The organism is Pseudomonas sp. RC10-4-2 (assembly GCF_050433085.1).
In the GTDB taxonomy this organism is placed as follows: Bacteria; Pseudomonadota; Gammaproteobacteria; order Pseudomonadales; family Pseudomonadaceae; genus Pseudomonas; species Pseudomonas aeruginosa.
Genome location: NZ_JBNPXX010000005.1, coordinates 277,272 through 301,109, shown reverse-complemented (window position 1 = coordinate 301,109; position 23,838 = coordinate 277,272). Strand labels below are relative to the sequence as shown.

Genomic DNA, 23,838 nt, shown 5'->3' with positions numbered 1-23,838 from the left:
CCTCCTAAAGCTCAGCGCATGCTAGCACCGGGCTATGCATCGCTTTTGTCACTGAGAGACTTTTCTTTTAAGAAAAAAGCCACATCGCTGTGGCCTTTTCCTCCCGCGCGGAGACGGCTCAGACCACTCCGGCCGCCGCACGCCAGGCCTGGTTATGGCTCTGGGTGTACTGCTGGATGAGCTGCAGGACATCCTTCATGAAGCCGGCATCGAAGCTCATCTGGTCCTCGACCTTCTGCTTCTGGCTCTGCCCGATGGTGGCGTTGACCTCTCCTTCCCGGGCGCTCGCCTGCGATTCGCCCTGGCGCACCTGGACCGAGGCGTTGGCCATCTGGACGAAGGACTGGATCACCGTGTTGGCCACCTGCAGGGCGCCGTTGCGGCTCTCGAAGGCACGGCCCGCCGCACGCAACGCCACACTGTCCTGCACCTGGTCCGCCGCCCAGACCTTGCCGACGATCTTGCGATCCTCGTCGGAGGTCTTGCCAAGCGCCTGCATCTTCGCGTCGATCAGTTCGTTGCGCCCATCGATGTTCTTCTGCAGGGTCTTCTCCTGACTGATGGCCTTGCCGTTCTTCAACGCGCCGAGGCTGCCGACCACCGCCGAGGCCAATGCGCCGACGCCAGCGATCACCGCCATGGCGATCATCAGCGTGGCGCCGCTGCGCATCTCGTCCACCTGCGCCTTCTGCGCGTGGATGATCGACTGGTTCTCGTTGTCGCGCTGGAGCACGCCCAGCTCGCGCGCTTTCTGCGCGATGCGGAAGAGAATCAGCAGAAGCTCGACGCTGCTGTCCAGCTCGCTGCCGGCCGCTTCCATGCGCACCGGGTCGAGCGCCTGGCGCGGAGCGTTCAGTTCGACCCGGTCGGCCCGCGCGGCCGGCACCTGCGGCAGGTCCGCAGCCGCTTGCGGCGTGCCGACGGAACGCCCGGCGGCGCCGGGAGCGATCGGCTCGGAGGGGATCGCGGCCTGGGTAGCCGCCAGGGAATATTGCGTGTCGATCATGTGATGTCTCCTTAGATCGCTGCCGGTCGGCTGGACAGGTTGTGCAGGGTTTCACCCTTGGCCTGGAGCATGGCGAAGATCCGCTCCATGATTTCCTGGAATGCTTCCAGCATGCGGCTCAGCTCTTCCTTCAGGCGCTCGATCACGCCCTGCAGGGTGGTCAGGTCGGCACGCGATTCCTGCACGTCGGCCTGGCGGTTCGCGGCCTTCGCCTGGAATCCCGAATGAGTGGCCTGGGCCGCGCCGTTGGCGACGTCCAGGGTCAGGTCGGAAACCTGCACGCCGAGTTTCAGCGAGTGCGACAGCGATTGGCCGGCCAAACTGCTGAACTTGCCGCCCAGGTCGGCGACCTTGCTCGCCAGGCTGGCGGTCATCTCGGCCGCCTTGCCGCCGATCTTCGCGCCCAGTCTGGCCAGCCCGCCGACCGCTGAGCCGCCGAAGCTGACCACCGCCGCCAGCAGCGCGACGGCGATCTCGATACCCATCAGTGCCGGGCCGAGCTTTTCCATCACTTCCTTGCTGATCAATCCGTCCGCGGCTGCCTGCTGTACCGACTGGGAGACCACTCCCATGACACCGCCCGCGATCATCAGTGCACCCGCGGCCGCGCCGACGCCGGTTGCCACCATGATTGCGCCGACGATGATCGAAGCTATTGCACTGATCCAACCAAAGATTTTGGCTGCCAGACCGGACTTCTGGGCTTCTTTCGCGGCTTCTTCCGATTCCCTGATCTTCTGCTGGTTGTCCTCCATTTTCTGCAGGTTCTGCTTTCGCGCCTGCTCGATTTCGGTCAGCTTGAGTTTCTTCTGCTGGTTCTCGACTTCGCCGGTGATTTTCGCCAGCTCGATCTCGAACGCCTGCGGCGACATCAGGCCGGCGGACAACAGCGTCGAAGCGCCGGCCAGCACAACCTGCCGCGCCAGTCCGACATCCTCGCCCACTGCTTGCACCAGGCTGGCGATCTCCGCACGATTGGCGACCTCCAGGCGCTGCTGGCTGGCTGCGGACGGCGGCGTCAGCGCCACCCCCGTGCCGCTCGCGGAAGCCGCGGCCGGCGCCGCCAGGCGCTCCACCCGCAGACTCTCGACATCCCTCGCGACCGGCCTGCCGAGCGCCGGGATATCCCCGGCGTCGGCCACCCCGTAGGGCAGTCCGGCGCGTTCAAGCGTTATCGGATTCATATGTTCGATCCTTTCTCGCGGTTACGGCTTCCAACATGGCGCCGGCACGCGCGGCCAGGGCCTCGTGCGCCGGCTGTGCCGCGGCCAGGGCCCGGGCCGAGTAGAAGCCACTCTCGGCTCCGTCGAGATCACCCAGTTGCAGGTGGCACTCGGCGGCATGGAAGGGAAAGCGCGGCTCGTTGATGTCCATCAGCGCGCCGTAGCTGTAGCTCTGCAGGGCCTGCTCATAGAGACCGAGGGACTGGCGGCAGGCGCCCAGGCCGAGAAAGTAGCGGGCGTCGTAGTGGTCGAGCATGCACAGTGCCTGGAAGATCTTCTGCGCGTCGTCCCACTTGCCCGCCTGGTACTGGTTGAAGCCCAGCGCATAGAGCTGCTCCAGGGTGTCCTCGCTGAGTCCGCGAAGCATCGCCAGGGTGCCGCCGTCGCGCAGGAAGGCCTCCAGCGCCTGTTGCTGGTCGGTGTCGGAAGGGGTCGCTTGCTGGTTCATGGATACCTCTAGATCGCGCTGAGAATGTCGCGCAGGACGCTGTCGTATTTCTGGATGAAGCGGTTGAGCGCCTCGACCGCCGAGTTGTAGCGGGAGCTGGTGTCGTTGAGCAGGGTGGTCTTCTCGTTGACCTTGTCGTTCAGCGGACGCGAGCGGTCGCTCACCGTGGTGGCGAAATTGCCGACCGGGTTGTTGTCCTTCTCGAAGGGGTACTCATCGCTGAGGCCCTTGAGTTCCCCGCTCTGCTTCGGCGAGCCGCTGAGAAAATCCTTGATCGACAGCTTGCCGCTGAAGGTATCCAGATTGCTCAGCAGCGCATACTCGGGGCTGTCCTTCCACCTGGGATCGCCGACGGCATAGCCATATAGCGTGGGGTCGACCAGATCGATACCGCCAGCGTCGATCCTGATGCCCTGCTTGGCCGACAGCGCGGCGTTGATCTGCGACTGGATCACGCTGTAGACCTTCAACTCCGCGGTCAGCGCCTTGAGCTCGTCGAGCAGCGCCTTGCGCTTGCCGTCCTGGGTCTGCAGGACATCCTTGTAGACACCGATGACATCCTCGTCGAGACGCCCGTGCAGGCTGAAATAGGCCGACACCAGGAACTCGCGCAGATCCCACTGCGCACCGGGCTGCCGACGTGCCTGCAGGACTTCGCGGAGTACCTCGAGGCCCTGCCCCGGAGGCGCGGACGGATTGGCCGCGAGCAACCAGGCAAGCGCCTTGAGCACTTGCGCCTCGCTCAGCGGCTGGCCGGCGTGGGCCAGCACGATCCGCTCGCTGCGCAACAGGGCCAGCAGTTCCTCCTGCTCGGCACTGGCAGGCGCCGCCGACGCGGCCAGGAGCTCGTCCAGGAACAGCTCGCGAGCGGCATTAAGGTTTCTGACTTCCATCGTGATTCCTCAGATCAACAAGCCACGCATCGGCGTCGGACGCCGCGGCCGGGTACCCTGCTCGCCCTGCGTCGGCTGGGAACTGCGCATGCGCCGCAGTTCGGCCAGCAGCTCCTCTTCGGCGGCTCGCGCCAGCTCTCGCTCCGGCGCCTGGAACAGCAGCTCGCCGGCGTCCGCGGCAAGCCCCAGGCCTTGCCACATTTCCGCCAGCAGGCGGCCGCGTTCCTCGCTGTCGCGAATCGCCAGTTCGGCGGCCTGGACGGTCGCCCGCAGGGTGTCTTCGGTGTATTCGTTCATGTCGTCCATGGTAGGGATCGACGTTGCCGGAGCCTGTCAGGCACGGTCGGGTTTTTGTCGTTTTCGCAGGCTTCGCTGCGTCACCACCCGCCCGGCCTCCAGCTCGAACCAGCCGTCGGCGGGCTCGGCGGCGCCGGTCCAGCGGCGATAGAAGCGCGCCATGCGCTCGCCAGGCAGTGGGCTGCCGGCCAGCGCCAGGACCTTGCCGTAGAGACGCTGGCGCGGCCCCAGCGTATCGAGCGTGGCCTCCGCCAGCAGGTACAGCGCGGCGAATGGATTGGCCAATCCGCTGCGCGCCTGCCGCCGACGCAACATCACGATCCAGACCCGCTCGCCGTCGCAGCGCCAGGCCAGTTCGCAGCCATGGGCCAGGACCTGCCAGCCGAGCGCGATCGAGGTGTCGCGCAGGCAATGCGGACGCACCGCCAGGCCGCGGGCGAGAAACCAGGGAATCAGCGGATCGGCGCTCACAACACGATCCTGCCAAGCGGCTGGATGTTGATCTGCTGGGTCAGCTCCTGGTAGGACAGCACCGGCAGCCCGGCATAGTCGCTCTCCACCAGCTTGCGCACGTAGCGGCGGATATCCATGGAAACGATCAGCACCGGCCGGTTCTGCATCTGCGCGAGATCGCCGACGGTCTGCCGCACGCGCTCGAGGAAGGCCTGGGTTATCGCCGGGTCGAGGGCCAGGTAGCTGCCGGCGCTGGTCTGGCGGATGCCACCGCGGATCTGCTCCTCCACCGCCTGGTCCAGCAGATAGGCGGGAAGGATATTGTTGCCGCTGGAGTACTTGTAGCAGATGTAGCGCTTGAGGCTGCTGCGGATGTACTCGGTGAGCTGCACCACGTCCTTCTCCTTCTGCCCCCACTCCACCATCGCCTCGAGGATCGCCCGCATGTTGCGGATCGAGATGTCCTCGCCGACCAGGCGCTGGAGAATCTCGGTCATCCGCTGCAGGGGAACGATCCGCTGCGCCTCCTTCACCAGCTCGCCGTAACCCTGCTCCATCTGCTCCAGCAGGTAGCGCGTCTCCTGGATGCCGATGAAATCCTCGGCGTACTCCCGCAGCACATGGGACAGGTGCCAGGTGAGCACCTGCTCCAGGCCCAGGCAGGCACAGCCGGAACGCTCCAGGCGATCCTGATGCGCCTGCTCCACCCAGCTCGCCTCTTCTCCCGGCACCTGCAGCTCTGCCGGCTCGTGGGGGACCGCGAGCAGTTCCAGCTGCGCGGCGCGTTCGCGCACCAGCAACCAGCCCGGCCGCAGGCATCCGCGCGCGACCGGGACCTCCTGTAGCTGCACCAGGTATTCGCCATCGCCCATCGCTTCATTGAAGCGCAAGTGGATACCCGGGAACGGCACGCCGAAATCCAGGTACAGCGCGCGTCGTACCCGCACCAGCTCCTCGTTCAGCGACATCGCCTCGAGACGTTCCTGGAGGCTGGCATCGACGTCGATCAGCAACGGCACGGTGAGGGCGAATTCTTCCTGCTCGGCGAGACGCCCGGCCTTCGGCTTGCCGCCGCCAGCCTTGCCACGCGCCTTGGCCGATGGCGCTCCGGCGCCCTGCGCGAGCAGCGCCGGCAGGTCGCGGGAACCGGCGCTGGCCTGGGCCCGCTGGCGCCAGAGCATGAAGTAGCCGCCGCCGCCGACCAGCAGCGCGAGAGCCAGGAAGGTCAGGGTCGGGAAACCGGGAATCAGGCCGAACAGCACCAGCAACAGGCCGCCGATCAGCAGCGCCTTGGGCTGCGCCACCACCTGTTCGCCGATGTCGCTGCCGAGGTCCGCCGATTCGTCGGAAGACACCCGGGTGACGATGATCCCGGCGGTGATGGCGATCAGCAACGCCGGCACCTGCGAGACCATGCCATCGCCGACGGTCAGCACCGCGTACAGTTGCAGCGCGTCGGCGGTGCTCAGGCCCTTCTGCGTGACGCCGATGGCGATGCCGCCGAGGATGTTGACGACGATGATGATCAGCCCGGCGATGGCGTCGCCCTTGACGAATTTCATCGCGCCGTCCATGGAGCCGAACATCTGGCTTTCCTTTTCGATCACCGCGCGCCGCGCCCGCGCCTCGTTGACATCGATCACGCCGGCACGCATGTCGCCGTCGATGCTCATCTGCTTGCCCGGCATGGCATCCAGGGAAAAGCGCGCGCTGACCTCGGCGACCCGCTCGGCACCCTTGGTGATCACCAGGAACTGCACGATGGTGATGATCAGGAAGATGATGATGCCCACCACCAGGTTGCCGCCGACCACGAAGCTGCCGAAGGTGTTGACGATCTGCCCCGCGTCGGCCTGCAGCAGGATCATCCGCGTGGTGCTCACCGACAGCGCCAGGCGGAACAGCGTGGTGATCAGCAGCACCGCCGGGAACACCGAGAACTGCAACGGCGAGCCGATGTACACCGACATCATCAGCAGGACCACGGAGATGGTGATGTTGACGGCGATGAGGATGTCCAGCAGCAGCGGTGGCAACGGCAGCACCATCATGAACACCACCGCCAGCAGCAACACCACCAGCAGGATGTCCTTGCGCTCGCCGACCCGGCCGAGAAGCCCGCTCAGGTCGTTCATTCCCGCGCCTCCAGCTCCAGCGCCCGGGCGTGCGCGGCACGCGCCGCGTCGAGACGTCCGGCGAGCTGTTCGGCACGGCTCAGGCAACGCCACAGACCGGGCTCCTCCTCGCCATCCTCCTGCAACTGCCGGCACAGGCGCACGGCGGGCTCGCCGAGGCCTTGCTGGAGCAACGCCAGGAGCAAGGCGCGGCGCCCGTCGCGGCGCTCCGGCGCAACGCTCAGCAAGGCCTCCAGCAACACCTGGGCGCGTCGCGGCTGGCCGCATTGCAGGTGCAGCCAGCCCAGCATCAGCAACAGGCGCTGTTGCGTCGGTTTCAACGTCATCGATTCATACCTTGTGCAACAGGTTCAGGGCCATTTGCAGCAGTCGCTCGTCTTCGTCGCGCTCGCCGAGCAGGCAGGCCGCAGCCTGCAGGGCTGGCTGGCGGGGCAGCGTGAGGGCCAGGCGGAGATCGCGCAGCGCCTGGCGGAAGTCGCCGGGGCGCAGCAGGCCGTGGAACTCCAGCTGGGGCCGGGCGTAGTCGAACAGGCGCTGTTGCGCCTGCTGCGCGGGATACAGGCTGGCGACGTGGGTCTCCACCGGCCGGCCGTCGGGCGCCAGCAGATGGCGCTCCGGCAGGGGCGGCGCGAACGGCTCGGCATGCGCCAGGTCGAGTCGTTCGATGCCGATGTGCCAGGCACCGACCCGGCTCATGCGGCGAGCACTTCGCTGCGCGCCGAGTGCAGCGCCTGCAAGGCCTGGTGCAGCGTCGGGATGCCGACCTGCCGGGCTTCCAGGGTGATGCACAGCAGCAGGCGCGATTCGCCGCTCCAGGCGCAACGCAGCGGCAGGCTCCCGGCCGCGCGCGCATGGCACAGGCGCAACGCCCGCAGGGTGCCGCGATAGGCCTGGTGCCAGGCCAGGTCACAGGCCAGCCAGAGCGACAACTGTTCGCCATGGCGTTCCAGCTGCAAGGTGCCGCTGTCCTCGAAATCCAGTTGCACCACGCGCGCCAGCGGCGCCGGTACGCTCACCCGCAGGTCCTGGCAGAACTGCGCGACGGCCAGCTCAACCCAGTCCATGCTGCTGCTCCTCTTCGCGCTCGATCGCCAGGTCGAGTGCCATCTGGCAGGCATTCAAAAGATTCTGGCGCTGCTCGTCGTCGCCGAACACTTCGACCGGCAACAGGCGGTAGAGACGCTTCAGTTCGCGGAAGAAATGGATCTGCCGGGCGACGTCGGCCAGCGGCAACGGCTCGAGCAACGCCTGCACCTCGGCGACGCCGACCCAGCGCTTCTCGAGCAAGGCGATGACTGCGCCGGTCAATTCAGAAGGCCCGTATGCCATGGCCCCGCTCCCCCGTCACCAGCACCTGCCAGAGCGCCCCCACCTGCTCCGCCAGGCCGCCGAGCACGCGCAGCTTGTGCATGTCGCTCATGACCCGCTCCAGCTTCACCGGATCGAGCCGGCTCGACTGACTGTCCAGGTCGGCGCTCAGGGCTTTCTGCAGGAAGGCCACGACCCGCTCCAGCGGCGTCGCGGCGAAGCGCGCCTGGATGTCCTGCCAGGCCGCCGACAGGCCCCGGTAGTCGAGTACCGCGTCACGGTAGGTATCGCGCAGCGCCTGGATATCGCCGACACCGGCGGCGGAAGCCTCGGCGGCCAGCGGCTCGATGCGCAGGCCGAGTTCGATCTCCAGGCCCTGCTCGTCGGCCATCCGCAGCAACGCCTGGTCGACCAGCGCCAGCATCGCCCGCGCCTCCGGCCGCCCGGCCAGGACGTCGCGCGCCCGCGACAGCGCCAGGAAGCGCTGGCTGATCTCGCTGGAGAAGCCCTCCAGGTAAGCGCTGAGCTGCGCCAGGCTGCTCAGTTGACCGCTGCCCAGGTGGGCGATCAGCGCCTCGAGCTTCTGCTGGCTTTCCAGGTCCGGAATGCGCTTCCAGTACTCCTGCAGCATGGCCTGGACTTCGCTCAGGCGCGCATGGGCGTCGCTCAGGCGGCGCTTGGCCAGGGATTTCTCGGCGCGCTCGGAAAAGGCGAAGGTCAGCTCTTCCGCGGCATCGGCCAGCGACTGCGAAACGGAGACGTAGTGGACGCGCTCGCCCTGGAAGCTGCCGCCGGCCTGCTGCGCGGGGGCGTTGGCCGCTTCCCGCGGCGCGAGGGGCGCGGCGGAGGAACTCTGGAGGATGTCCATCGTGGCTGTGGCTCCTGGTCTGCAAAGGCGGCGCAGTATAGGAACCGGCCCGGTGCCGCCGATGCCAATATCGGCCGGTTTTTTTTAGCCGCGGCGGCAACCGATTTCTAAAAACTCCCGGCTGGCACTGAAATTCGTCGCGCGAGGCTTTCTCTATAGTGCGCGCCGACTCCAGCCGAACCGATCCGCCATGCCCGCGCCTCTCTCTCCTCTCATCGTCCGGATGCGCCACGCCATCGAAGGCTGCCGGCCGATCCAGATCCGCGGGCGGGTCACCCAGGTCACCGGAACCCTGCTCAAGGCCGTGGTGCCCGGCGTGCGCATCGGCGAACTCTGCCAGTTGCGCAATCCCGACCAGAGCCTGGCGCTACTCGCCGAGGTCATCGGCTTCCAGCAGCACCAGGCGCTGCTCACCCCGCTCGGCGAGATGCTCGGGGTTTCCTCCAACACCGAAGTCAGCCCTACCGGCGGCATGCATCGCGTGGCGGTTGGCGAGCACCTGCTCGGGCAGGTGCTCGACGGCCTCGGCCGCCCCTTCGACGGCAGCCCGCCGGCCGAGCCGGCGGCCTGGTATCCGGTCTACCGGGATGCCCCGCAACCGATGAGCCGGCGCCTGATAGAGCGGCCGCTATCGCTGGGTGTGCGCGCCATCGACGGCCTGCTGACCTGCGGCGAAGGCCAGCGCATGGGCATCTTCGCTGCCGCCGGCGGCGGCAAGAGCACCCTGCTGGCCAGCCTGGTGCGCAATGCCGAGGTGGATGTGACGGTACTCGCCCTGGTCGGCGAACGCGGTCGCGAAGTCCGCGAGTTCATCGAAAGCGACCTCGGCGAACAGGGGCTGCGCCGCTCGGTGCTGGTGGTCGCCACTTCCGACCGACCGGCGATGGAGCGCGCCAAGGCCGGTTTCGTCGCCACCAGCATCGCCGAGTATTTCCGCGACCAGGGACGCCGCGTCCTGCTGCTGATGGACTCGCTGACCCGCTTCGCCAGGGCCCAGCGCGAAATCGGCCTGGCGGCCGGTGAACCGCCCACCCGCCGCGGCTATCCGCCATCGGTGTTCGCCGCGCTGCCACGCTTGATGGAGCGTGCCGGGCAATCCGAGCGGGGCTCGATCACCGCGCTCTACACCGTGCTGGTGGAAGGCGACGACATGAGCGAGCCGGTGGCCGACGAGACCCGCTCGATTCTCGACGGGCACATCGTGCTGTCGCGCAAGCTGGCCGCCGCCAACCACTATCCGGCCATCGACGTGCTGCACTCGGTGAGCCGGGTCATGAACCAGATCGTCGACGACGATCAGCGCCATGCGGCCGGACGCTTGCGCGAATGGCTGGCGAAGTACGAGGAAGTCGAGTTGCTGCTGAAGATCGGCGAATACCAGAAAGGCCAGGACAGTGAAGCCGACCGGGCCATCGAGAAGATCGGGGCGATCCGCCAGTGGCTGCGCCAGGGTACCCACGAAACCAGCGATTACGCACAGGCCTGCGCGCAGTTGCGGAGCCTCTGCGCATGAGCCTGGCGCTGCTGTTGCGCGTCCGACGCCTGCGCCTGGACCGGGCCGAGCGCGCCCAGGGCCGCCAATTGCTACGGGTTCGCGCCGCGGCGCAGGAACACACCGAGCGCCAGGCGGCGCAACGGGACTACCGCGACTGGCGACTGGCCGAAGAGCAACGGCTGTTTCTCGCCTGCCAGGCGGCCCTGCTCGACCGCCGGCGCCTGGAAGCCTGGCAGCAGCAGGTAGGGCTGCTGCGGGAAAAGGAAGCCGGCCTGGAACAGGACTGCGCCGAGGCCGCGCAGCGCCTCGAAGGGGAGCGCGAGCGCCTGCGGCAGTGCCGGCGAGAGCTGCTGGAACGCCAGCGGCAACTGGAGAAGTTCGCCGAACTGGAGCGCCACGTCGACGCCGAGCGCCAGGGGCTGCGCGAACGCAGCGAGGAAGGCGAACTGGAAGAATTCACCCGCCACGAGACCTGGCCATGCTCAAGCTGAACGCCGTGGATACGGCTCCGCTCGTGTCGTCCGACACCCCTGCCCCCCTTCCGCCGCTGCGCGCGCAGCAGATCGCCTTCGAACAGGCCCTGCCCGCGCACCGACCGCCGGCGCCCAGGCCACCGTTCGACAAGGGCGACGAAACGACGGAGGCCGCCGCGACAGCCGACGCGCCGACCTCGACGCCTCTCGCCGACCAGCCCGCGGCGCCTGCCGCCGACCGGCCGCCGACCATTCGGCAGCCCCCCATGCCAGTTGCCGCGGACGCAACGCCAACGCCAACGCCAACGCCAACGCCAACGCCAACGCCAACGCCAACGCCAACAGTGTCGCCGTCCGGATCGGTAGCACGGCAAGCGCCGGCAGTCACCGCGCGCGTCGCGGCGTCCACGCAAGGCCGGGAGCCGGCCAGCGCTTCGGCGCCTCCGGTCGACGAACCGCCGCTGGCGCCGGTGTCCTCCCACCCGCAAAACGCAGGTCGGACGCATGAGCGGCCACAGCCCGGCCCCGGCTTCCCGGCGAAAACCGTAGCCGAGGTCGCGTCCACGGCGCAGGCCAGTGTCCAGGCTTCGCCGCCCGCGCCGACAGCGGGCGGCGAAGGCCGCGGAGAGGAGCGTCGGCAACCCGGAGAAACCGATCCATCCGCACAGCCCCCCGACGACCAAGCGCCTATGCCACTGCCCGCCATGCAAACCCCCGGCGACCGCCTGCTGGCACGTCTGCTGGCATCGAGCGGGAGCCGGCCACTGCCGCTGGCCGATCTCGCGCGCCTGCTCGATGCCGTGCAGGCGCGTATCCAGGTCGCCAGCGCAGCCGAAAGCCATGCGGCGCGCCTGCAGGTGCGACTGCCCCAGCTCGGCGCCGTGGAGGTGCAGGTCCTGCATGGCCATGGCCAGTTGCAGGTCGAGATCAGTGCCAGCCCCGGCAGCCTGGCGTTTCTCCAGCAAGCCCGTGGCGAGTTGCTCGAACGCCTGCAACGGCTGCATCCGGAACAACCGGTGCAACTCACCTTCAACCAGCAGCAGGACAGCGGCCAGCGCTCGCGGCAACGTCGCTACCTGCATGAAGAGTGGCAAGCCGAATGAACGGTACGGACCTCGACCTGCCGCTCGCCAGCCGCGCCGAACTGGATCTCCAGCGACGTCTCGCGCGTTGCCGTCGCCACTATGTCGGCAACGCTTTGCAAGCGCGCCTGGACATCGCCCAGGCCGCCCCCGACGTCGATCTCGAACTGAGCCTGGCGTGGGACGGCCTGCCCCTGCGCTTTCTCTGCCAGGCTCCGGCGCTGGCCCACTGGCTCGCGCCGAACCTGCAGGAGGCAGCCTTCGCCAGCCTGCCGGCGGCCCTGCAACTGGCCTTGCTGGAGCGCGAAGGCAACGTCTTTCCCGGCCTGGTCTGGTACGGCCTGAGCCCGGCGCAACCACGCGCTGCGATGGGCCTGCGTCTGAGCCTGGAACGCGACGACCAGCGCCTGGCGCTCTGGCTCGACGGCGATCCCGCGACGCTGCTGGCACGCCTGCCGCCGCGCCCCTCGACGCAACGCCTGGCCATACCGCTGCGCCTGTCGCTGCAATGGCCCGGCCTGCCGCTGGACGCCAGCGAGCTGCGCACCCTGGAGCCCGGCGACCTGTTGCTGCTGCCTGCCGGTCATCACCCCGACGCAGCGCTGCTGGGGGTTCTCGAAGGACGCCCCTGGGCGCGCTGCCAACTCCACTCCACGCAACTGGAACTGCTCGACATGCACGACACCCCCTCCCTCGCCGACGGCGAGGACCTGCACGAACTCGACCAACTGCCGATCCCGGTCAGCTTCGAGGTCGGCCGCCGCACCCTGGACCTGCATACCCTCTCCACCCTGCAGCCAGGCTCGCTGCTCGATCTCGACAGTGCCCTGGACGGCGAAGTGCGCATCCTCGCCAACCAGCGCTGCCTCGGTATCGGCGAACTGGTCAGGCTCCAGGATCGGCTCGGGGTGCGCGTAACCCGCCTGTTCGGACACGACGAAGCATGATCCAGTTGCCCGACGAGCTCGGCCTGATCCTCGGCCTGGCCCTGCTCGCGCTGGTCCCGTTCATCGCGGTGATGGCGACCTCCTTCATCAAGATGACCGTGGTCTTCTCGCTGCTGCGCAACGCCCTGGGCGTCCAGCAGATTCCGCCGAACATGGCGATGTACGGGCTGGCGATCATCCTCAGCCTGTACGTGATGGCACCGGTCGGCTTCGCCACCCGCGACTACCTGCGCAACCACGACGTCAGCCTGAGCGACTCGGCATCGGTGGAACGCTTTCTCGACGAGGGCATGGCGCCCTACCGGAACTTCCTCAAGCGGCAGATCCAGGAGCGCGAACACACCTTCTTCATGGAAAGCACCCGCCAGGTCTGGCCCAGCGAATACGCCGAGCGGCTCGACCCGGACAGCCTGCTGATCCTGCTGCCGGCCTTCACCGTCAGCGAACTGACCCGTGCCTTCGAGATCGGCTTCCTGATCTACCTGCCCTTCATCGCCATCGACCTGATCATCTCCAACATCCTCCTGGCGATGGGCATGATGATGGTGTCGCCGATGACCATTTCCCTGCCGTTCAAGCTGCTCCTGTTCGTCCTCCTCGACGGCTGGGCGCGGCTGACCCACGGCTTGGTCATCAGCTACGGAGGCTGACCATGAGCAGCGCCGACATCCTCCACTTCACCAACCAGACCCTGTGGCTGGTGCTGGTCCTGTCGCTGCCGCCGGTACTGGTCGCGGCCCTGATCGGCACCCTGGTATCGCTGGTCCAGGCGCTCACCCAGATCCAGGAGCAGACCCTCGGCTTCGTCGCCAAGCTGGTGGCCGTGGTGGTGGTACTGTTCGCCACCAGCGGCTGGCTGGGCGGCGAGCTGTACCGTTTCGCCGAAATGACCCTGCTGAAGGTGCCGCTGGTGCGATGAGCGTCCAGGACCTGCAGCAACTGCTGCTGACCTACAGCCTGCTGCTGCCGCGGATCATCAGTTGCTTCGTGGTCCTACCGGTGCTGGCCAAGCAAACCCTGGGCGGCGGCCTGGTGCGCAACGGCGTGGCCTGCTCGCTGGCGCTGTTCGCCTACCCGATCGTCGCCGGCAGCCTGCCGCCGGCCCTCGACGCGCTGGACATCGCCCTGCTGATCGGCAAGGAAGTGCTGCTCGGCCTGCTCATCGGCTTCGTCGCCACCATTCCCTTCTGGGCCATGGAAGCGACCGGCTTCATCATCGACAACCAGCGTGGCGCGGCACTCGCCTCGACCCTCAACCCCAGCCTGGGCAGCCAGACCAGCCCCACCGGGCTGTTGCTGACGCAGACGCTGATCACCCTGTTCTTCTCCGGCGGCGCCTTCCTCGCGCTGGTCGGCTCGCTGTTCAGGAGCTATGCCAGTTGGCCGGTGAGCAGTTTCTTCCCGCAGCTCGGCAGCCAATGGGTGGCATTCTTCTACGCGCAGTTCTCGCAGATGCTGATGCTCTGCGCGCTGTTCGCCGCGCCGCTGCTGATCGCCATGTTCCTCGCCGAGTTCGGCCTGGCGCTGGTCAGCCGCTTCGCCCCGTCGCTGAACGTGTTCATCCTCGCCATGCCGATCAAGAGCCTGGTGGCCAGCCTGCTGCTGGTGCTCTACCTGGGCATCCTCATGGAGCACGCCTACGATGCCCTGCTGCTCGCCGTCGACCCGCTGCGCCTGCTGCGTCCCGTGCTGGAGACGCCATGAGCGCCGAGAAGACCGAGCAGCCCACGGCGAAGAAGCTGCGCGACGCCCGCCGGCAAGGCCAGGTGGTGAAGAGCAAGGAAATTGTCTCCAGCGCGTTGATCCTGTCGCTGGTGGCGCTGCTGATGGGCTTTTCCGACTACTACCTGGAGCATCTCGGCAAGCTGCTCCTGCTGCCCGCCGAGTACATCGACCTGCCGTTTCGCCAGGCGCTGGAGACCATCCTGGAGAACCTTCTCCAGGAGCTCCTCTACCTGCTGGCGCCGGTCCTGCTGGTCGCGGCGCTGGTGGTGGTGCTCAGCCATGTCGGCCAGTACGGTTTCCTGCTCAGCCTCGACAGCGTCAAGCCGGACCTGAAGAAGATCAACCCGGTGGAGGGCGCGAAGAAGATCTTCTCGATCCGGAGCCTGGTGGAGTTCCTCAAGTCGACCCTGAAGGTCGCCCTGCTCTCCCTGCTGGTCTGGTTGACCTTGCAGGGCAACCTGGCCAGCCTCCTGCGGATTCCCGCCTGCGGGCTGGACTGCGTGGCACCGGTGAGCGGGCTGATGCTCAGGCAGCTGATGCTGGTCTGCGCGGTCGGCTTCCTGACGATTGCCGTCGCCGACTACGCCTTCGAACGCCACCAGCACTACAAGCAGTTGCGCATGAGCAAGGACGAGGTGAAGCGCGAGTACAAGGAGATGGAGGGCAGTCCGGAGATCAAGAGCAAGCGCCGGCAATTCCATCAGGAACTGCAATCGAGCAACCTGCGCGCGGATGTCCGGCGCTCCTCGGTGATCGTCGCCAACCCGACCCACGTCGCCATCGGCATACGCTATCGACGCGGCGAAACGCCCCTGCCGCTGGTCACCCTGAAGCACACCGACGCCCTGGCCCTGCGGGTCCGGCGCATCGCCGAGGAAGAAGGAATCCCGGTGCTGCAACGAATTCCGCTGGCACGGGCGCTGCTGCGCGACGGCAATGTCGACCAGTACATACCGGCGGACCTGATCCAGGCCACCGCCGAAGTCCTGCGCTGGCTGGAAAGCCAGCAGACGGATACGCCCTGATCGCTATCGGGCAGGGCGGCCGCCTCGGCACCGGCGACGAAAGACGCTGCGACCTGGCGCCGAAAAAAAGGGGCCCGAAGGCCCCTTTCACATGCTTGCTACGGGTCAGTCCTTGTCCGGGATCCCGTGTACCACGCCCGCGGTATTCTCCAGCAGGCTCTTGGTCGCGGTCTGGATGAACGACTCCAGCTTCTTCTGCAGCTCGGCCTGGTCCGGCACTTCCTTGGTGATCACCGCCTTGGCATCGCCGCCCAGCTGGTAATCGTAGACGCGCACGTCACCGTCCTTCGGCCGCACCAGGATGCGGTTGCCGGAGACGATGGCGACGTTCTGCTCGCTGCCCGACGGCTTGATCACGCCGAAGCCCTTGTCGCCTTCCGGCAGGTTCAGCAGGTCGCGGCCCCAGCACTGGTGGACGGTCTCGCCGCCGAGCAGGCCCATGATGGTCGGCACGATGTCGACCTGGGTACCGACGGTCGGCAGGTGGGTACCGAACTTCTCCTGGATGCCGGGGGCGATCAGCAGCAGCGGCACGTTGAAGCGGTGCAGGTCCATCTCGGTGAGCTGCTCGGGGCTGCCGAAGCCATGGTCGCCGACCACCACGAAAAGGGTGTCCTTGTAGTACGGCGACTTCTTCGCCTTCTCGAAGAACTGGCCCAGCGCCCAGTCGGAATAGCGCATGGCGGTCAGGTGCTCGTCGAGCGAACCGTAGCCGGTCACGCGCTCCACCGGCAGGTCCTTCGGCAACGCATAGGGCACGTGGTTGGAGAGGCTCTGCAACAGCGCATAGAACGGCTTGCCGGTGCTCGCCAGCTTGTCCAGTTCCTCGTTGCCACGGGCGAACATGTCCTGGTCGGAGACGCCCCAGGTCGGATCGGAGAACACCGGGTCGACATAGTCGTTGCGGCCGATGAAGGTGGTCATGCCCTGGTTGCTGAAGAAGCCGGACTGGTTGTCCCAGGCGAAATCGCCGTTGTAGACGTAGACGTCCTCGTACTGGCGGGCGCTGAGCAACTGCGGCAGGCCGGAGAACTTGTGGCCGCCCTCCGGGGTTTGCATCAGGTATTCGAAGCCCGGCAGGTTGGGGAAGCAGGCCATGGTGGCGAACATGCCCTGGTGGGTATGGGTGCCGTTGGAGAAGAACTGGGTGAACAGCAGGCCTTCCTTCGACAACTTGTCGAAATACGGCGTGATGTTGCCCGGCGCGCCCAGGGCGCCGACATAGTGGCCGGCGAAGCTTTCCAGCAGGACCACCACCACGTTGCGGATCGGCAGGGTATTCGCCGCCGGCGGGGTGAACTCGCGGCGCACCGCGGCCTCATCGGCGTCCACCAGCTTGTCGTTGGGGGTCAGCAACATCTGCCGGGTGGTCTCCAGGGCGACCTTGTCGTCCAGGGTGGCCTTCCAGATGTTCGCGCGGTCTTCGGAGAAGCGCTCCTTGGCCGCCTTGACCAGGGTCAGGGTGCCGTTCAGGCCCAACTGGTTGGCGAACATGGACTCGGTGGTGAAGGCATCGCCCCAGCGCAGCGGCGGGCCCTGGCGCAGGGTGCCGCGGGCGGCGAGGACGCAGACCAGCACGCAGAGGAACAGCACCACGCCGCGCACGTACCAGGGCGCGGCAGCGCTCGGCCGGGCGATCACGCTGTCTTCGCGCGGCTTGCGCTGGCTCGGGCGGGTCGCCAGGTCGATGGCCTTGAACACCCGGTACAGCACCCAGGTGGCGAAGGCCCAGGCCAGCAGGTAGCGGACCACCGGGAAGCCGTACCAGAGCATGCTCATGACGGTCTTCGGGTCTTCCGACATGTACTGGAAGACCAGGCTGTTCAGGCGCTGGTGGAACTCGCGGTAGAAGTCCAGTTCGAGTACGCCGAGGAACAGGGTGATGCTGGCGAACAGCGTCAACCATGTACGGAACAGGCCGCGAGCGGCCATCGCGCGTACCGCGAACAACGACAGTACCAGCGGCGCCACGGCATAGACGACGACCCGCAGGTCGAAACGCACGCCGTTGCCGAACGCCTCGAGGAAGGTGCTCGCCGGGGTCGCGCCGATCAGTTCGCGGTTGTAGATCAGCAAGGCCAGGCGCAGCAGGCTGAACATGACCAGCAGCACCAGCGCGCTGAGCGCGGTGAACGCCAGGTGGCTGCGGATGGTGGGCTGGAACAGCCGTGGGGGCGATTGGGTGATTCGGACTTCCGTTTGGTCCATGTTTACAATTCGCTCTTCTGTCGTTCGATTTCGAGAATGCGGTCCCGCCCCTGCTCGGCCAGCAGGTAGCGGCCGGGCCCGATGGGCAGTAGGGACTGTGCGGAACGCAGGCGCCGTACGATCACCTGCAGCGGCCCGTCGGGCGGCAGCAGCAAGGCTCGCGCGTTATGCGTCGAGTCCTCGGTGATCCACAGGCCTTCGCTGTCGCACAGCAAAAAGCTCGGTGCATTCAGTCCGTTCAGCACCACCTCGTCCTCGGCCCCCTCATGCAGACGCATGACGTGGCCACGTTTCTTTTCCGTGTAGAAGACGCTTCCGTCCGGGCAGGCGGCCACCCCTTCGGAGCGCTGCAATCCCTCGCGCAGTACCGTCAGTCCGCCGGTCTCCGGGTCGTAGCGGAGAATCCGCCCGTCCAGGTCGCGATCCTCGGCGGCGTACAGGTAGCGGCCGTCGCTGGCGACGCCCTCCACCTGGATGCCGTCGAACAGCGGCCGGGCCTGCTGGGCATGCCACCAGAACACCGGCGAGGCGCCCTGCTCCTGGCTGATCGCGATGCCGTCGCGGAAGCTGGCCATGCCGTCGGGCTTGGACAGCCCGTCGAGCACCGTATCGCGGCTGCCATCGGCGGCGATGCGGAACACCAGGCCCTTGCCGTCCTGCAACTCCTGGCTCACGTAGAGCAGGCCGTCCGGGTCGCGGGCCAGGGCGCTGACGTGGGGAATGTCCTCGAGCACTACCCGGTAGGTCCAGCCGGATACGGTGGCTGCCGGGGCGAAACGCTGCCAGCCGAGGAAGGCCAGGGCGATGAAGAGGACGCTACCGAGCAGGCAGGAGACTACTACGCCGCTCTGGCGCAATCGTTTGGTCAGCATTCGATGCACTCAAGGACAAAACTGCCATTTATAGCCATGGCAACGGAAAAAAGCGCGCAGATTTTCCCGGATCGATTGTGAAAAAAATGTTAGCTGGCAGTAACAGGGGATGTCGGAGCGACGCATGAAAAAGGGCCTTGCGGCCCTTCTTGGTGAAGCGTCAGTCGTTGTCCTGCTTGCCGATGGCCTGCAGCACGTACTGCGGCAGAGCAAACGCGCCCAGGTGGATATCGGCGTTGTAGTAGCGGGTGGCGATGCCGCTGTCGCGGAAGCGCTGGCGCAGCGTTTCCAGCGGAAGGCGACGCAGGCCTTCGCGGGTCGAACCCCAGGCGAAGGTCATGGCGCCGCCGATATAGGTCGGCACCGCCGCCTGGTAGAAATGCCAGTCGGCGAACAGCCCGTCGGTACGTGCGGCGGTGGTGCGCACTTCCTCCAGTTGCATGAACGGCGTGCCGTTCTGGGTGACCAGGATGCCACCCTCGTTCAGGCAGCGCCGGCAGGCCTGGTAGAAGTTCTCGGAGAACAGCACCTCGCCAGGGCCGATCGGGTCGGTGGAGTCGGAGATGATCACGTCGAAGCGTTCTTCCGTGGTAGCCACGAAGCGCATGCCGTCGTCGATCACCAGGTTCAGCCGCGGGTCGTCGAAGGCGCCCTGGGAGTGGTTGGGCAGGAACTCCTTGCACATGTCGACCACGGTGCCGTCGATCTCGACCATGGTGATCCGCTCGACGCTCTTGTGCTTGGCCACCTCGCGCAGCATGCCACCGTCGCCGCCGCCGATGATCAGCACGCGCCGGGCCGCGCCGTGGGCGAGGATCGGCACGTGGGTGAGCATCTCGTGGTAGATGAACTCGTCGGCCTCGGTGGTCTGGATCACTCCATCGAGCGCCATCACCCGGCCCATCCGGGCGTTTTCGAAAATCACCAGGTGCTGGTGCTCGGTGCGCACCTCATGCAGCATGTTGTCGATGCTGAAGCGCTGGCCGTAGCCCTGGTACAGAGTTTCCTGATAATCGCTCATGGGCCGGGATCTCCCTGGTAAGGCTGCAATCTGGCAGCGGGACTTGCCCGCGCCGCGAAGAAAGGCGCGCATTCTACGCTGGCGGCAATGACAGGTCGAACCCCGCCGGCGGATGGCGCCGGCTGCGCCGGCCAGGTATCGTCTGCCCATGAGCCAGCCTACCTCTCCCCTCGTCCTGCACCTGCCCTACCAGTCACCCTGGGAATGGCGCCAGTTCCACCAGCATTTCGCCCTGCGCCTGCTCGCCGGTGTCGAAAGCCTGGGTGACGACCACTATGCCCGCAGCTTCCGGGCCAACGGTCGCCCGGCCTGGTTCGAGGTGCGACCGCTGGCGGAACGCCAGGTCCTGGCGCTGAGCCTCAGCCCGTCCGCCCATGCCCTGGCCGCCGAACTCGAGGCACGGGTCCGCCGGATGTTCGACCTGGACAGCGACCCGGCCGCCATCGCCCGGCATTTCGCCGGGGATCCCCTGCTCGGCCCGCTGGTGGCCGCCAATCCGGGACTGCGCCTGCCGGTGGCCTTCGATCCCTTCGAACAGGCGGTGCGCGCCATCGTCGGCCAGCAGGTCACGGTGAAGGCCGCGGTGACCATCACCGGGCGCCTGATCCAGCGCCTCGGCGAGCCGCTGGAAGATCTCGGCTACGACGGCATCAGCCACCTGTTCCCGACGCCCGCCGCGCTGGCGCAAGCCAACCTCGACGGCATCGGCATGCCCGGCAAGCGGGTACAGACGCTGCAACGCTTCGCCGCGGCGATCGCCTCGGGAGAGCTGAGCCTGGACCTGGCAGACGGCCCCGAGGCCCTGGTGGAGCGCCTCTGCGCGTTGCCCGGCATCGGCCCCTGGACCGCCGAATACATAGCCCTGCGTGCCATGGGCGAAGCCGACGCCTTCCCCGCCGCCGACCTCGGCCTGCTGAAATCCACGGTCTGGGGACCGCAAGGCATCGATGCGCGCAGCCTGAAGGCCCGCGCCGAGGCCTGGCGGCCTTGGCGCGCCTACGCCGCGATCCACCTGTGGAACCACTACGCCGCAGGCGGCTAACGCCGCGGCGGGAGGCTACAGCCTGACGTTGCCGCGCGGGCCGGCGATGGCCCAGATGATCAGGCCGAGCACCGGCAGGACGATGATCACCAGGACCCAGATGATCTTCATCCCGGTTTCCGCAGCGCTTTTCAGGATGTTGACGATGGCCCAGATATCCAGGGCCAGGATGACCAGGCTGATCAGCCCGCTGAGGGTGGAACCCATGGCGCGATGCTCCCGAGCAAGAGTGTTCCCTCAGGATAGCCGGCGCGTTCACTCCACGAGGATGTCGGCGAAGCTGGCCACCGTCGGATGGCCGTCCAGGCTGCCGCCTTCGCGGGCCAGGCCGAGCGTGCGCATGCCCGCGTCGCGCGCGGCATCCAGTTCCTGCACCACGTCGGAAAGGAAAAGGATTTCCGCGGCCGGCAGGCCGATGGCCCCGGCGATCCGCGCATAGGAGGCGCTTTCCCGCTTCGGCCCGCTGGTAGTGTCGAAGTAGCCGGAAAACAGCGAGCCCAGGTCGCCGGCCTCGGAACAGCCGAAGATCAGCTTCTGCGCCTGGATCGAGCCGGAGGAATAGACGTACAGGTCCAGCCCACGGGCCTTCCACTCGCGCAGCGCCTGCACCGCGTCCGGGTAGACGTGGCCCTTCAACTGACCGTCGCGGTAGCCCTGGGCCCAGACCATGCCTTGCAGGGCCTTCAGCGGCGTCGCCTTGCGGTCCTCGGCGATCCATTGCAGGAGGATCGCGATCACCCGCTCGACATCGGCGTCCGCCTCACCGCTCTCGGCACGCACCGCCGCCAACTGTGCGGCTACCTCGGTCTCTCCGGCGTGTTCGCGGACGAAGTCCGGCAGGTGCCGGGCGGCATAGGGAAACAGCACGTCGAAAACGAAGCTGACCGCGCTGGTGGTGCCTTCGATGTCGGTGAGGATGGCTTTGATGGTCATGCGGACTCCGGATGAAACCGCCCCCGGCAGGACCGGGGGCGCGGATGGTGACGGATGGGACGGTGCCTCGCTCAGTCTTCCAGCAGGGGGAAGCGGCTGGCGATGTCGTCGCCGGTGAACTGGGCGACCCAGCCCTCCGGGTTGTTGAACAGGCGCACGGCGACGAAATGCGGGTGCTCGCCCATGTCGAACCAGTGGCGAGTGCCGGCCGGCACCGAGATAAGGTCGTTGCGCTCGCAGAGCACGGCGTAGACATGCTCCTCGATATGCAGGACGAACAGGCCGCGCCCGGCGACGAAGAAGCGCACCTCGTCTTCGCCATGGCGGTGCTCGTCGAGGAACTTGGCGCGCAATTCGGCCTTCTGCGGGTGGTCGCTGTTCAAGCTGACCACGTCCACGGTGATGTAGCCGCGCTCGCGCTTGAGCCGCTCGATCTCGTGGGCGTAGGCGGCGATCACCTCGTCCTGGCTGGCGCCGGCGGCGATCGGCGCGGCGGCTTCCCAGCGTTCGAAACGGACGCCGACCTCGGCCAGGGTCGAAGCGATGTCCTCGGCATGGGTCAGCAGCTTCAGCGGCTGCTCCGGCTGGTTCTCGTGATAGACGGTAAGGCTGCTCATCGGCTCAGACTCAGTACTTTCAGTTCACACTCGAACAGAAACTCGAAAGCTTCCACCTGACGCAGGGCATCGCTCATGCGCGCGCCCCAAGTGTACAGCCCGTGGCCGCGGATCAAATACCCCGGGCAGTGCGGATGCGCCTCCAGCCAGGGCTGCACACGGCTGGCCAGGCGGGCGATGTCCTGGTCGTTGTCGAAGATCGGCACCTCGACCTGGCCTTCGTGGGTGGTGACCCCGGCGAAGGCCTTCTGCAGTTCGTAGTCCTGCAGCACCAGGCGGTCGCCGCGGACCAGGCGGGAAAGCACGGTGGCATTCACCGAGTGGGTATGCAGCACCGCGCCGATCGCCGGGTTCCAGGCATACAGCTGGGTGTGCAGGAGGGTCTCCGCCGAGGGTTTCTTGCCCGGTTCCAGGCTGTTGCCGGCCAGGTCGGTGGCCAGCACGTCGTCGAAGCCCAACTGGCCCTTGTGCTTGCCCGAGACGGTGAGCAGCGCGCGCTGTTCGTCCAGGCGCGCGGAGTAGTTGCTGCTGGTTGCCGGCGACCAGCCGCGGCCGTAGAGGAACCGGCCGGCGTCGATGATCTGCTGGGTCAGCTGTTCACGGTTGTCGTTCATGCCCGCACCTCTTGCAAACGGGTACTGATGATAGCGGCTGCCAGCAAGGCTGCCAGGCTGGCGATGGCGAAGGTCCAGGCAGGGCCCAGGCTGTTCCAGCTATAGCCGGAATACAGCGCGCCCAGGGCTCCGCCGGTACCGGCCAGCGCAGCATACAGGGCCTGGCCCTGGCCCTGCTGGCGCGGGCCGAAGCTACGTTGCACGAAATGGATGGCAGCCGCATGAAAACTGCCGAAGGTGGCGGCATGCAGCGTCTGGGCAAAGACCAGCAGCGCCAGGCTGTCGGCCAGGTTGCCGAGAAGCAGCCAGCGCAGCGACGCCAGCAGGAAGCTCGCGGCCAGCACCTGGCGCAGGCTGAAACGTTGCAGCAGGCGTGGCATGGCGAGGAACAACATGACCTCGGCAACCACCCCCAGCGCCCAGAGCAGACCGATCAGCGCCCGGCTGTAGCCCAGCGATTCCAGGTGCAGGGTCAGGAAGGTGTAGTACGGCCCATGGGACAGCTGCATCAGGCACACGCACAGGTAGAACGCCAGCACGCCCGGCTGGCGCAACTGGGCGAGGAAGCCGCCCTCGCCTTCGCGCGGTTCGCGATGGGCCGGCTGGGCATTGGGCACCCACCAGCTGCACAGCACGATGCCGAGCATGATACCCAGCAGCGTCGCCGGGTAGACATCCAGGCTCAGGCGCTCGAACAGCGCGCCGAGACCGACCACGGTGCAGATGAAACCGATCGAGCCCCACAGGCGAATCCGGCTGTAGCTGGCGCTGCGCTCGCGCAGGTGGGCCAGGGTGATGACCTCGAACTGCGGCAGCACGGCGTGCCAGAAGAACGCGTGCAACGCCATCACCAAGGCCAGCCAGGCGTAGCTGTGGCTGACGAAGATCAGCGAGAAGCCCAGCGCCGTGCATACCGCGCCGAAGCGCACGATAGCCAGGCGCTGGCCGCTGCGGTCGCCCAGCCAGCCCCACAGGTTGGGCGCGACGCAACGCATCAGCATGGGAATCGCCACCAGCTCGCCGATCCGCGGGCTGGGGAAGCCCAGGTGATGGAAATACAGGGCGAGGAACGGCGCCGTGGCGCCGAGCAGGCTGAAATAGAAGAAATAGAAGCTGGACAGGCGCCAGTAGGGAACCGCGCTGGTCACGATCC

The 23,838-nt window shown here is 67.1% G+C and carries 29 protein-coding genes; 9 read left to right on the top strand and 20 right to left on the bottom strand.

All coding sequences use genetic code 11. The features are described from left to right. Nucleotides 1–118 precede the first annotated feature (118 nt). Genes popD through popN form a run of 12 tightly spaced genes read right to left on the bottom strand, consistent with a single transcriptional unit; the run spans nucleotide 119 to nucleotide 8,631 of the window. Nucleotides 119–1,006: a type III secretion system translocon subunit PopD gene (gene popD, locus FHW81_RS22720; RefSeq protein ID WP_023090637.1), complete on the bottom strand. Its 888-nt coding sequence runs from the start codon at nucleotides 1,004–1,006 to the stop codon at nucleotides 119–121. A gap of 11 nt (nucleotides 1,007–1,017) precedes the next feature. Further along, entirely contained in the window at nucleotides 1,018–2,190 is a 1,173-nt protein-coding gene (popB, locus tag FHW81_RS22715) for a type III secretion system translocon subunit PopB (RefSeq protein ID WP_023090638.1), read from the bottom strand. Beyond that, nucleotides 2,171–2,677 (bottom strand): SycD/LcrH family type III secretion system chaperone PcrH, encoded by a 507-nt coding sequence (gene pcrH, locus FHW81_RS22710; protein ID WP_003087708.1) that lies wholly within the window; start codon nucleotides 2,675–2,677, stop codon nucleotides 2,171–2,173. Before pcrH ends, popB begins: the two co-directional genes overlap by 20 nt. Before the next feature lie 8 nt (nucleotides 2,678–2,685). Beyond that, complete coding sequence (pcrV, locus tag FHW81_RS22705) at nucleotides 2,686–3,570, bottom strand: type III secretion system needle tip protein PcrV (RefSeq protein ID WP_003100789.1); 885 nt, start codon at nucleotides 3,568–3,570, stop codon at nucleotides 2,686–2,688. A 9-nt stretch (nucleotides 3,571–3,579) separates the two neighbouring features. Further along, nucleotides 3,580–3,876 carry an LcrG family type III secretion system chaperone PcrG gene (gene pcrG, locus FHW81_RS22700; protein WP_003120339.1) on the bottom strand — a complete coding sequence of 99 codons (297 nt, stop codon included), beginning with the start codon at nucleotides 3,874–3,876 and terminating at the stop codon, nucleotides 3,580–3,582. A gap of 27 nt (nucleotides 3,877–3,903) precedes the next feature. Further along, complete coding sequence (pcrR, locus tag FHW81_RS22695; RefSeq protein WP_003100791.1) at nucleotides 3,904–4,338, bottom strand: LcrR family type III secretion system chaperone PcrR; 435 nt, start codon at nucleotides 4,336–4,338, stop codon at nucleotides 3,904–3,906. Then, nucleotides 4,335–6,455, bottom strand: a complete 2,121-nt coding sequence (pcrD, locus tag FHW81_RS22690; RefSeq protein ID WP_003100792.1) for a SctV family type III secretion system export apparatus subunit PcrD — start codon at nucleotides 6,453–6,455, stop codon at nucleotides 4,335–4,337. Before pcrD ends, pcrR begins: the two co-directional genes overlap by 4 nt. Further along, entirely contained in the window at nucleotides 6,452–6,781 is a 330-nt protein-coding gene (gene pscY / locus FHW81_RS22685) for a type III secretion system chaperone PscY (protein WP_003113547.1), read from the bottom strand. The genes pcrD and pscY overlap by 4 nt, the downstream gene beginning before the upstream one ends. Before the next feature lie 4 nt (nucleotides 6,782–6,785). Next, nucleotides 6,786–7,151: a type III secretion system protein PscX gene (gene pscX / locus FHW81_RS22680; RefSeq protein ID WP_003100794.1), complete on the bottom strand. Its 366-nt coding sequence runs from the start codon at nucleotides 7,149–7,151 to the stop codon at nucleotides 6,786–6,788. After that, on the bottom strand, nucleotides 7,148–7,519 hold the full coding sequence (gene sycN / locus FHW81_RS22675; RefSeq protein WP_023090639.1) for a type III secretion chaperone SycN: 372 nt from the start codon (nucleotides 7,517–7,519) through the stop codon (nucleotides 7,148–7,150). Before sycN ends, pscX begins: the two co-directional genes overlap by 4 nt. Further along, entirely contained in the window at nucleotides 7,506–7,784 is a 279-nt protein-coding gene (gene pcr1, locus FHW81_RS22670) for an Acr1 family type III secretion system gatekeeper subunit Pcr1 (RefSeq protein ID WP_003087693.1), read from the bottom strand. Before pcr1 ends, sycN begins: the two co-directional genes overlap by 14 nt. Next, nucleotides 7,765–8,631, bottom strand: coding sequence for a SctW family type III secretion system gatekeeper subunit PopN (popN, locus tag FHW81_RS22665; RefSeq protein ID WP_003087692.1), 867 nt, complete (start codon nucleotides 8,629–8,631; stop codon nucleotides 7,765–7,767). The genes pcr1 and popN overlap by 20 nt, the downstream gene beginning before the upstream one ends. A 190-nt stretch (nucleotides 8,632–8,821) precedes the next feature. On the opposite strand from popN, the gene pscN reads away from it, so the two are divergent. The 8 genes from pscN to pscU are packed head-to-tail and all read left to right on the top strand — an operon-like array spanning nucleotide 8,822 to nucleotide 15,378. Continuing rightward, nucleotides 8,822–10,144: a SctN family type III secretion system ATPase PscN gene (gene pscN / locus FHW81_RS22660; protein WP_003113545.1), complete on the top strand. Its 1,323-nt coding sequence runs from the start codon at nucleotides 8,822–8,824 to the stop codon at nucleotides 10,142–10,144. Further along, on the top strand, nucleotides 10,141–10,617 hold the full coding sequence (pscO, locus tag FHW81_RS22655; RefSeq protein WP_014603064.1) for a type III secretion system central stalk protein PscO: 477 nt from the start codon (nucleotides 10,141–10,143) through the stop codon (nucleotides 10,615–10,617). Before pscN ends, pscO begins: the two co-directional genes overlap by 4 nt. Continuing rightward, a complete protein-coding gene (pscP, locus tag FHW81_RS22650) occupies nucleotides 10,605–11,702 on the top strand; it encodes a type III secretion system needle length determinant PscP (RefSeq protein ID WP_079760249.1) in 1,098 nt (365 codons plus the stop codon). The genes pscO and pscP overlap by 13 nt, the downstream gene beginning before the upstream one ends. Beyond that, nucleotides 11,699–12,628 carry a SctQ family type III secretion system cytoplasmic ring protein PscQ gene (gene pscQ / locus FHW81_RS22645; RefSeq protein WP_014603065.1) on the top strand — a complete coding sequence of 310 codons (930 nt, stop codon included), beginning with the start codon at nucleotides 11,699–11,701 and terminating at the stop codon, nucleotides 12,626–12,628. Before pscP ends, pscQ begins: the two co-directional genes overlap by 4 nt. Next, on the top strand, nucleotides 12,625–13,278 hold the full coding sequence (gene pscR / locus FHW81_RS22640; RefSeq protein WP_003087674.1) for a SctR family type III secretion system export apparatus subunit PscR: 654 nt from the start codon (nucleotides 12,625–12,627) through the stop codon (nucleotides 13,276–13,278). Before pscQ ends, pscR begins: the two co-directional genes overlap by 4 nt. Before the next feature lie 2 nt (nucleotides 13,279–13,280). After that, nucleotides 13,281–13,547: a SctS family type III secretion system export apparatus subunit PscS gene (pscS, locus tag FHW81_RS22635; protein ID WP_003087672.1), complete on the top strand. Its 267-nt coding sequence runs from the start codon at nucleotides 13,281–13,283 to the stop codon at nucleotides 13,545–13,547. Further along, nucleotides 13,544–14,332, top strand: a complete 789-nt coding sequence (pscT, locus tag FHW81_RS22630; protein ID WP_023090640.1) for a SctT family type III secretion system export apparatus subunit PscT — start codon at nucleotides 13,544–13,546, stop codon at nucleotides 14,330–14,332. The genes pscS and pscT overlap by 4 nt, the downstream gene beginning before the upstream one ends. Beyond that, nucleotides 14,329–15,378 (top strand): SctU family type III secretion system export apparatus subunit PscU, encoded by a 1,050-nt coding sequence (pscU, locus tag FHW81_RS22625; protein WP_003160027.1) that lies wholly within the window; start codon nucleotides 14,329–14,331, stop codon nucleotides 15,376–15,378. Before pscT ends, pscU begins: the two co-directional genes overlap by 4 nt. A gap of 105 nt (nucleotides 15,379–15,483) precedes the next feature. Here the strand turns inward: pscU and FHW81_RS22620 are convergent, their stop codons facing one another. The 3 genes from FHW81_RS22620 to speE form a co-directional block, all read right to left on the bottom strand. After that, a complete protein-coding gene (locus FHW81_RS22620) occupies nucleotides 15,484–17,586 on the bottom strand; it encodes an LTA synthase family protein (protein WP_003160026.1) in 2,103 nt (700 codons plus the stop codon). 2 nt (nucleotides 17,587–17,588) lie between these two features. After that, a complete protein-coding gene (locus FHW81_RS22615; RefSeq protein ID WP_003087664.1) occupies nucleotides 17,589–18,458 on the bottom strand; it encodes a YncE family protein in 870 nt (289 codons plus the stop codon). Between the two features lie 160 nt (nucleotides 18,459–18,618). Next, nucleotides 18,619–19,479, bottom strand: a complete 861-nt coding sequence (speE, locus tag FHW81_RS22610; RefSeq protein ID WP_003103196.1) for a polyamine aminopropyltransferase — start codon at nucleotides 19,477–19,479, stop codon at nucleotides 18,619–18,621. 148 nt (nucleotides 19,480–19,627) lie between these two features. On the opposite strand from speE, the gene FHW81_RS22605 reads away from it, so the two are divergent. After that, nucleotides 19,628–20,521, top strand: coding sequence for a DNA-3-methyladenine glycosylase family protein (locus tag FHW81_RS22605; RefSeq protein WP_003449989.1), 894 nt, complete (start codon nucleotides 19,628–19,630; stop codon nucleotides 20,519–20,521). 15 nt (nucleotides 20,522–20,536) lie between these two features. Here FHW81_RS22605 and FHW81_RS22600 read toward each other — a convergent pair whose 3' ends face one another. From FHW81_RS22600 to FHW81_RS22580, 5 genes are all read right to left on the bottom strand, one after another. Further along, nucleotides 20,537–20,728 carry a PLDc N-terminal domain-containing protein gene (locus FHW81_RS22600; protein WP_003103184.1) on the bottom strand — a complete coding sequence of 64 codons (192 nt, stop codon included), beginning with the start codon at nucleotides 20,726–20,728 and terminating at the stop codon, nucleotides 20,537–20,539. Nucleotides 20,729–20,776: 48 nt separating this feature from the next. Next, on the bottom strand, nucleotides 20,777–21,454 hold the full coding sequence (gene mtnC, locus FHW81_RS22595) for an acireductone synthase (protein WP_003103183.1): 678 nt from the start codon (nucleotides 21,452–21,454) through the stop codon (nucleotides 20,777–20,779). A gap of 71 nt (nucleotides 21,455–21,525) precedes the next feature. Then, a complete protein-coding gene (locus tag FHW81_RS22590; protein ID WP_003087656.1) occupies nucleotides 21,526–22,071 on the bottom strand; it encodes a 1,2-dihydroxy-3-keto-5-methylthiopentene dioxygenase in 546 nt (181 codons plus the stop codon). Beyond that, nucleotides 22,068–22,685 (bottom strand): methylthioribulose 1-phosphate dehydratase, encoded by a 618-nt coding sequence (locus FHW81_RS22585; RefSeq protein ID WP_003103182.1) that lies wholly within the window; start codon nucleotides 22,683–22,685, stop codon nucleotides 22,068–22,070. Before FHW81_RS22585 ends, FHW81_RS22590 begins: the two co-directional genes overlap by 4 nt. Further along, nucleotides 22,682–23,833, bottom strand: a complete 1,152-nt coding sequence (locus FHW81_RS22580) for an MFS transporter (protein WP_003087654.1) — start codon at nucleotides 23,831–23,833, stop codon at nucleotides 22,682–22,684. Before FHW81_RS22580 ends, FHW81_RS22585 begins: the two co-directional genes overlap by 4 nt. Nucleotides 23,834–23,838 lie beyond the last annotated feature (5 nt).

Bases quoted from the DNA above. Each gene is read 5' to 3' on its own strand.
- popD (WP_023090637.1), bottom strand. From the start codon at position 1,006: ATGATCGACACGCAATATTCCCTGGCGGCTACCCAGGCCGCGATCCCC.
- popB (WP_023090638.1), bottom strand. From the start codon at position 2,190: ATGAATCCGATAACGCTTGAACGCGCCGGACTGCCCTACGGGGTGGCC.
- pcrH (WP_003087708.1), bottom strand. From the start codon at position 2,677: ATGAACCAGCAAGCGACCCCTTCCGACACCGACCAGCAACAGGCGCTG.
- pcrV (WP_003100789.1), bottom strand. From the start codon at position 3,570: ATGGAAGTCAGAAACCTTAATGCCGCTCGCGAGCTGTTCCTGGACGAG.
- pcrG (WP_003120339.1), bottom strand. From the start codon at position 3,876: ATGGACGACATGAACGAATACACCGAAGACACCCTGCGGGCGACCGTC.
- pcrD (WP_003100792.1), bottom strand. From the start codon at position 6,455: ATGAACGACCTGAGCGGGCTTCTCGGCCGGGTCGGCGAGCGCAAGGAC.
- pscY (WP_003113547.1), bottom strand. From the start codon at position 6,781: ATGACGTTGAAACCGACGCAACAGCGCCTGTTGCTGATGCTGGGCTGG.
- pscX (WP_003100794.1), bottom strand. From the start codon at position 7,151: ATGAGCCGGGTCGGTGCCTGGCACATCGGCATCGAACGACTCGACCTG.
- sycN (WP_023090639.1), bottom strand. From the start codon at position 7,519: ATGGACTGGGTTGAGCTGGCCGTCGCGCAGTTCTGCCAGGACCTGCGG.
- pcr1 (WP_003087693.1), bottom strand. From the start codon at position 7,784: ATGGCATACGGGCCTTCTGAATTGACCGGCGCAGTCATCGCCTTGCTC.
- popN (WP_003087692.1), bottom strand. From the start codon at position 8,631: ATGGACATCCTCCAGAGTTCCTCCGCCGCGCCCCTCGCGCCGCGGGAA.
- pscN (WP_003113545.1), top strand. From the start codon at position 8,822: ATGCCCGCGCCTCTCTCTCCTCTCATCGTCCGGATGCGCCACGCCATC.
- pscO (WP_014603064.1), top strand. From the start codon at position 10,141: ATGAGCCTGGCGCTGCTGTTGCGCGTCCGACGCCTGCGCCTGGACCGG.
- pscP (WP_079760249.1), top strand. From the start codon at position 10,605: ATGCTCAAGCTGAACGCCGTGGATACGGCTCCGCTCGTGTCGTCCGAC.
- pscQ (WP_014603065.1), top strand. From the start codon at position 11,699: ATGAACGGTACGGACCTCGACCTGCCGCTCGCCAGCCGCGCCGAACTG.
- pscR (WP_003087674.1), top strand. From the start codon at position 12,625: ATGATCCAGTTGCCCGACGAGCTCGGCCTGATCCTCGGCCTGGCCCTG.
- pscS (WP_003087672.1), top strand. From the start codon at position 13,281: ATGAGCAGCGCCGACATCCTCCACTTCACCAACCAGACCCTGTGGCTG.
- pscT (WP_023090640.1), top strand. From the start codon at position 13,544: ATGAGCGTCCAGGACCTGCAGCAACTGCTGCTGACCTACAGCCTGCTG.
- pscU (WP_003160027.1), top strand. From the start codon at position 14,329: ATGAGCGCCGAGAAGACCGAGCAGCCCACGGCGAAGAAGCTGCGCGAC.
- FHW81_RS22620 (WP_003160026.1), bottom strand. From the start codon at position 17,586: ATGGACCAAACGGAAGTCCGAATCACCCAATCGCCCCCACGGCTGTTC.
- FHW81_RS22615 (WP_003087664.1), bottom strand. From the start codon at position 18,458: ATGCTGACCAAACGATTGCGCCAGAGCGGCGTAGTAGTCTCCTGCCTG.
- speE (WP_003103196.1), bottom strand. From the start codon at position 19,479: ATGAGCGATTATCAGGAAACTCTGTACCAGGGCTACGGCCAGCGCTTC.
- FHW81_RS22605 (WP_003449989.1), top strand. From the start codon at position 19,628: ATGAGCCAGCCTACCTCTCCCCTCGTCCTGCACCTGCCCTACCAGTCA.
- FHW81_RS22600 (WP_003103184.1), bottom strand. From the start codon at position 20,728: ATGGGTTCCACCCTCAGCGGGCTGATCAGCCTGGTCATCCTGGCCCTG.
- mtnC (WP_003103183.1), bottom strand. From the start codon at position 21,454: ATGACCATCAAAGCCATCCTCACCGACATCGAAGGCACCACCAGCGCG.
- FHW81_RS22590 (WP_003087656.1), bottom strand. From the start codon at position 22,071: ATGAGCAGCCTTACCGTCTATCACGAGAACCAGCCGGAGCAGCCGCTG.
- FHW81_RS22585 (WP_003103182.1), bottom strand. From the start codon at position 22,685: ATGAACGACAACCGTGAACAGCTGACCCAGCAGATCATCGACGCCGGC.